General features: G+C 62.4%; 7 protein-coding genes. 2 read left to right on the top strand and 5 right to left on the bottom strand.

Annotated elements, in window-relative coordinates; all coding sequences use genetic code 11:
* Nucleotides 1-81 precede the first annotated feature (81 nt).
* Both Q427_RS24950 and Q427_RS24955 read left to right on the top strand, forming a co-directional pair.
* A complete protein-coding gene (locus Q427_RS24950) occupies nucleotides 82-303 on the top strand; it encodes a hypothetical protein (RefSeq protein WP_043518056.1) in 222 nt (73 codons plus the stop codon).
* Nucleotides 304-367: 64 nt separating this feature from the next.
* Entirely contained in the window at nucleotides 368-1,099 is a 732-nt protein-coding gene (locus tag Q427_RS24955) for a c-type cytochrome (RefSeq protein WP_051496689.1), read from the top strand.
* A gap of 102 nt (nucleotides 1,100-1,201) precedes the next feature.
* On the opposite strand, the gene Q427_RS24960 is transcribed toward Q427_RS24955, so the two are convergent.
* The 5 genes from Q427_RS24960 to Q427_RS24975 all read right to left on the bottom strand — a co-directional run bounded on the left by Q427_RS24960 (nucleotide 1,202) and on the right by Q427_RS24975 (nucleotide 5,707).
* Complete coding sequence (locus Q427_RS24960) at nucleotides 1,202-2,182, bottom strand: L,D-transpeptidase family protein (RefSeq protein WP_231613912.1); 981 nt, start codon at nucleotides 2,180-2,182, stop codon at nucleotides 1,202-1,204.
* A 233-nt stretch (nucleotides 2,183-2,415) separates the two neighbouring features.
* The gene (cls, locus tag Q427_RS24965) at nucleotides 2,416-3,765 is read right to left on the bottom strand and encodes a cardiolipin synthase (protein WP_081786210.1); all 1,350 of its coding nucleotides are present in this window, start codon (nucleotides 3,763-3,765) and stop codon (nucleotides 2,416-2,418) included.
* Entirely contained in the window at nucleotides 3,765-3,935 is a 171-nt protein-coding gene (locus tag Q427_RS36570; RefSeq protein WP_155833690.1) for a hypothetical protein, read from the bottom strand. Before Q427_RS36570 ends, cls begins: the two co-directional genes overlap by 1 nt.
* Before the next feature lie 58 nt (nucleotides 3,936-3,993).
* A complete protein-coding gene (lgt, locus tag Q427_RS24970) occupies nucleotides 3,994-4,806 on the bottom strand; it encodes a prolipoprotein diacylglyceryl transferase (protein ID WP_043518058.1) in 813 nt (270 codons plus the stop codon).
* Nucleotides 4,807-4,846: 40 nt separating this feature from the next.
* The gene (locus Q427_RS24975) at nucleotides 4,847-5,707 is read right to left on the bottom strand and encodes a WD40/YVTN/BNR-like repeat-containing protein (RefSeq protein ID WP_043518060.1); all 861 of its coding nucleotides are present in this window, start codon (nucleotides 5,705-5,707) and stop codon (nucleotides 4,847-4,849) included.
* Between the last annotated feature and the right edge of the window lie 38 nt (nucleotides 5,708-5,745).

A 5,745-nucleotide genomic window follows, 5' to 3' on the forward strand; every position in this document is an offset into this window, starting at 1 on the left:
CAGCCTGATCCTCGTCCTTTCGGCGGGGACACTGGCACTGGCCGGTCTCGACACCCAGGTGTAGCGTCCCACGAGCTGCACATGAGTTTCGAGGCAGGCAATGCCGCCTGTGAGCACGCCACTCACACCGACCCTGATGACTGCTGGACGCCCTGCCTGGGCGCCAGCCACTGTCTGTCCGGTGCGACGAACCTGGATGGGGCCATGCCGGTCACGGCCGTCAACTACCCCCCGATGACCTGGCGTGGCCAGCTGCCACCATCGCCCTACTACCTGCACGAACGGCCCCCCAGAACCACCTGATTACTGCGGATCCTGCGGCGACTCCTGTGAGTGGCCGAATACCGATCGTAATCAGGAGACTTCCATGCTCATGAATGACAGCAAGCGGCCCATCGGCTCGCTGCCACTGCCCGGCCCCGTATTACACTCCCTTCGCCAAGCGGCCCTCCTCGTCGGCGGAATAGCCCTGGCTGTGGCGATAACCGCCCCCGGCCAGGCCGATGCCTCACCCGGGCATGACACAGGCGGCCATGCCCATGCGGCACATGGTGACAACGACCATGCGGCACACGGCGGCGACGACCACGCCCATGGCGATGACGACCATGCGGCACACGGCGGCGACGACCACGCCCATGGCGATGACGACCATGCGGCACACGGCGGCGGCGACCACGCCCATGGCAATGACGATAATACCCATGGCGACGATGGCCACGCCCATGGGAATGGTGGCCATGGCTGGCAGGCACCGCAGGAGTGGGCCGAGCGCGAAAGTCCGCTGGAGCCTGATGCGGAGCCCCTCGCCTATGGCCAGCAGGTCTATCAGCGCTACTGCTCGGCCTGCCACGGACCAAGCGGACAAGGTGATGGCCTGGCGCCCGCCAGCATCTACTACGACCCCAGTCCGACCAACCTGGCACTGCATGGCGCCGCCCATGCGGCCGGTGAATACGCCTGGCATATCAAGGAGGGCAACAGCATGAGCGCCATGCCCCGCTTCCAGAACAAGCTGGATGAGGAGGCCATCTGGTCCGTGGTGCTCTACATTCGTCATGAGTTGGCAGGCGGCCAAGCCGCCGATCATCAGCATTAGGCTGTTCAACCGAAGCCTGGCCTAGACAAGAGGACGGGCGCCTGGGGCGCCCGTCCTCTTTCTCGCTCTGATTGATAGCTTCTGCCTTACAGGCCCTGAGGCCTACAGGGCAGCAAGCTCTTCATACAGCCCCCCCGCTTCAGGCTCTTCCGTCTCCTCTTCGGGCTCCGGCGCCTGCTCCAGTGCGACGACCGCGCCATTGGGATTCTCCAGCAGGTAGCGCAACTGCTCGTAGTTCAACGGCACCGAACTCTCGTCGCTGCTGCGCTCCAGCAGCGACAATGTCTCCATCAGCGCCGCCATGCCATACTCCTGGTCCTCGAGCGTCTCGAAGACCTGCACGTAGGGCATGTCGCCATCCCAGCCGGCCTTGATCGGCTGGTTGATGATATTGACCTGCATGCCCACGGGCACACGGTCGAAGATCGACTCGATGTCTTCGGGGAACATGCGAATGCAGCCGCGGCTTGCCCGCATGCCAATACCATCCGGGTCATTGGTGCCGTGGATGAGGTAGCCCGGGATATCCAGCAGGATGGCGTGTCTGCCGAGGGGATTATCCGGTCCCGGTGGTACCACGGCGGGCGCTGGCTCACCTCGCTCGGCGGCTTCTTCACGCATGGAGCGGGGGGGATACCAGGCCGGGTCCTTGAGTCGCATGGTCGTCTTGGTCTTGCCTAGCGGGGTGTCATACCCCTCTCTGCCGATACCGATCGGATAGGTCTCCACCCGCGGCGTTTCGCCATCGGAGACCGGCGGATAATAGTAGAGACGAAGCTCGGCGATGTTGATCACGATACCTTCCCGTGCCGCGGCGGGCAGAATGTGCCGCCCGGGAATGACCACTTCGGTACCTTCGCCGGGTAGCCAGACGCTCACTTCGGGGTTGGCAAGCCGGATCTCCTCGTACCCCACATTGTGGTCCCGGGCGATATCGAGCAGCGTCTCTTCCTCACGAGCCTCGACGATGTAGTTCTCACCAATGACGTCACCTGCTTCAGGAAACGGAAAGTGCCCCTTGGGCCATTCCGTCACAGCTTCTTCATCGGCCTCATCGGCTACCGCAGCGATCGTCATCAGCATGGCACCTGCCATCACCAGGCTCAGTAAAGCGGACCACACCGCTGAATGCGTGCGAAACGGCTTTGACCATGCCCTATTGCTGCCAGTGTCTCTCATTTCATTTGCCTCATGCGCAACCTCTACCCTAGGGATACGAAGTCTTTGAAACGTTAGTCGGCATCATATCGACTCCCTTACACTTTCTACAGCGACACCAGGACTCCGGTGAGTTTCGCAGCGCTCGTCACGCACTTTTAGAGTACCGGCGCAAACAGATAGGCCCCGCGGGCAGCCAAGCGATGCCACAGCGGCTGCCGCTCGATCTCCTCGAGCTCCATACGACGGGAGCGAGCAAAATCTGCCTCGAACATCGCTTCGACATCGGCCGCAAACGACGGATCCATGACCAGTGCAGTGATCTCGAAATTCAATCGAAACGATCGGTTGTCCAGGTTTACGGTTCCCACCGCGGCGCTGGCATCATCCACCAGGAATGCCTTGCCGTGCAAAAAACCCGCCTGATAGCGATGGATCTCGACGCCGGCATCCAGCAGGGGGCCCAGGAAGGCGTAAGCGGCGTAGTAGAGCAGGATATTGTCGGGCTGCTCGGGAATCAGTATCCGTACGTCCACTCCATTGATAGCCGCCAGCTTGAGCATCGATTGCACCCCCTCGTCCGGGACGAAGTAGGGGCTCGAGAACCAGATTCGCTCCCGTGCGGAATGTATGGCCTGCTGGACCATCAGGCTGGCGGTTTCGAAGCGATCCGCCGGACCGGAAGGCAGGACCAGTATCGGTGCGCCCTGGTCGGAGCGCACTACCGGCTCCCAGGGCAGCTCGGGGAGCTCTTCCGTGGCCCAGTGCCAGTCTTCGAGAAACACCAACTGCATGGCCAGTGCCGCCGGTCCCTCGATCTTGAGATGCGTGTCTCGCCATGGCCCGATACCTTCTTCCCCGTGCAGGTACTCGTCTCCGATATTGAACCCGCCGAGCCACGCCCTGGCTCCGTCGGCCACCATGACCTTGCGATGGTTGCGAAAGTTGAGCTGGAAGCGGTTCCCCGGTCCGCGAGTGGAGTGAAAACGGTGGACATTGACCCCCGCCTCCTCCAGTTCCTTCACATAGGAACTCGGCAAGGCGTAGCTGCCGATCTCGTCATAAAGGAAATAGACCGCCACCCCCTCCCTCGCCTTCTCGATCAGGCGCTGCTGGAACTCGGTGCCGATATCGTCATCCCTGACGATGTAGAACTGCACCAGCAAGTAGCGCTCGGCCGACTCTATCCCGGCGAAAAGACTCTCGAAGGTCGCCTCCCCGTCTATCAGCAGCGTCGTCTCGTTACCACCCATCAACGGCAGCTTGGCCAGGCGCTCAACGCCGTCCAGATAGTGGTTGCTTCTTGTCGACTCGACCCGATGCGACCGCAACTCGGTCAACTTTCCGGACAGCGCCCGGGTGATTTCCGAATCCTCGTCGCGTCGCGACATCGCATAGCCTTCGAACTTGTTGCGTCCGAATACCCAGTAAGTGGGTACCGCCACGTAGGGCACGGTATTGAGGGAAACGATCCAGGCGATGGCCCCTTCGGACGTTCGGCTCGACATCAGGCTTCGACCGATGAAGCCAGGCCTACCAGATGAGCCAGCACCATGAAGAGAACAAGCTTGCTCCAGCGCTTGCGATACCTGCCAGGCAGGCGCTTCGCCGGTTCGTCTTGATCCTCCGGCGTGGCTGGCTCTGCCTCCGGCTGCCCGGTTTTGCGACTTTCGTCCATGGCCGGCTCTCCTTCAATTGCGCTTCTCATCTCTCTATGCCCGTGTCGACAAGCCCAGTCAGGACGATCGGCTCGGCGTTGGCACCGCTTTTTCCTCTCGGGTCTGCTGTCGCGACCATACTATCAGCGCCACGCCGCCAATCATCATTGGCAGGGTCAGCAGCATGCCCATGGTCACCCAGCCAAAGGCGATGAAGCCGATATGCGGATCGGGCAGTCGCACGAACTCGACGGCAAGGCGGAACACACCATAGAGCAGCAGGAACATGCCGGAGACGAGGCCGCGACGGCGCGGCTGGCTCGACAGCCACCACAGCACCACGAACAGCACCACCCCCTCCAGCACGAACTCGTAGAGCGCCGAGGGATGCCGCGGCTCCGGTCCCATGTGGGGGAACGGCATGGCCCAGGGCAGCTCGCTGACCCGGCCCGGTAGTTCGTGGTTGATGAAGTTGCCGATCCGCCCGGCGCCCAGGCCGATCGGCACCAGGGGAGCGATGAAATCGGTCAGTTGGAAGAAGGCGAGGTTCTTCTTGCGCGCAAACAGCAGCGCCGCCAGCAGCACCCCGATCAGGCCGCCATGGAAGCTCATTCCGCCATCCCAGATGCGGAACAGCCACAGCGGGTTGGCGAAAAACTGATCGATCCCATAGAACAGGACATAGCCAAGGCGCCCTCCCGCCACCACGCCGATGGCGGCATAGAAGAGCAGGTCGCCGATATCGTCGTGGCTCAGTCCCAGTCGGTGGGCGCGATAGCGTCCCAGCAGCCAGGCAGCCACGAAGCCGATGACATACATCAGGCCATACCAGTGGATCTGCAGCGGTCCGATGGCGATGGCCACCGGGTCGATCTGGGGATAATCCATCATGATTCATCCATGTCGGTCGCAGTATAGGTGGTAGCGGAGGTCACAGGCTTGACCACTCCCTGCCGCCGTCTTCGCTGATCAGCAGCACGCCCTGATTGTCAGATGCTACGAGGCGCTGCGGGTCCCTGGGGTCTACCGCCAGGTGGGTGAAATAGCGCTCGCCCCAGTCGCCACTCAGCTGCTCCCACTCACGGGTCGCCTCATCGGCCTTGATCAGCCCTACCCCGAGCATGAAGGCATACAGTTCGCCACCAGTCGCCACGACGACACTGGCCGGGCTGCGCTGGGGATGGACCTGGCGCCAGCGCTGCCCGCCATTGGGACTCATCAGCAGCCCGGCCTGGGTCGCGGCATACAGGTGCTCAGGGTCTCGACTGGATGCCGCCAGACCAATCAACCCCTCCGGCACGGAGGCCTGGACCTGCCATTCATGGCCGCCGTCACGACTCACCTGCAGCCGGCCGGCATAGGCACCATAGAGCACATCGGGGTCGGCTTCACTGACCGTCATCTGATGAAAGTCGACCGGCCCGTCGACGCCGGAGGAACGCTGCTCCCAGGTACTGCCACCATCGGTGGACACCATGACGCCGAGGTTGCCACCACGGGCCGGGTGGCCGCTGGCAAAGAGTGTGTCGGCATCCTGCGGGTGGGGTGAAAAGCCCATGAAATCGTGTGTCTCGCCGGAGACCTGGTGTGCCCTGCCATCGGCACCGATGACATGGAAGCCGTGGTGTGTCGCCAGCTGGATTCGCTCACTGTCGGCGCGGTCAAAGGCCACGCCATGAATATGGGTCTTCTGGCGCAGCTCCTCGAGGCTGATGCCTTCGGGCTCGCCGGAACAGCCGGCGAGTGGCAGCGCTAATAGCAGCAGGGGGAGAATCAATCGAAATCGTGTCATGTTCGTTGGCTCAGTGCTTCGCCTTCGACCAGCAATAA

The sequence above is a fragment of the Halomonas sp. BC04 genome (genome assembly GCF_000568385.1).

What these genes read in the sequence shown, in the direction of transcription:
- Q427_RS24950 (WP_043518056.1), top strand. Translation starts at nt 82, where the DNA reads ATGAGTTTCGAGGCAGGCAATGCCGCCTGTGAGCACGCCACTCACACC.
- Q427_RS24955 (WP_051496689.1), top strand. Translation starts at nt 368, where the DNA reads ATGCTCATGAATGACAGCAAGCGGCCCATCGGCTCGCTGCCACTGCCC.
- Q427_RS24960 (WP_231613912.1), bottom strand. Translation starts at nt 2,182, where the DNA reads ATGCTGATGACGATCGCTGCGGTAGCCGATGAGGCCGATGAAGAAGCT.
- cls (WP_081786210.1), bottom strand. Translation starts at nt 3,765, where the DNA reads ATGTCGAGCCGAACGTCCGAAGGGGCCATCGCCTGGATCGTTTCCCTC.
- Q427_RS36570 (WP_155833690.1), bottom strand. Translation starts at nt 3,935, where the DNA reads ATGGACGAAAGTCGCAAAACCGGGCAGCCGGAGGCAGAGCCAGCCACG.
- lgt (WP_043518058.1), bottom strand. Translation starts at nt 4,806, where the DNA reads ATGATGGATTATCCCCAGATCGACCCGGTGGCCATCGCCATCGGACCG.
- Q427_RS24975 (WP_043518060.1), bottom strand. Translation starts at nt 5,707, where the DNA reads ATGACACGATTTCGATTGATTCTCCCCCTGCTGCTATTAGCGCTGCCA.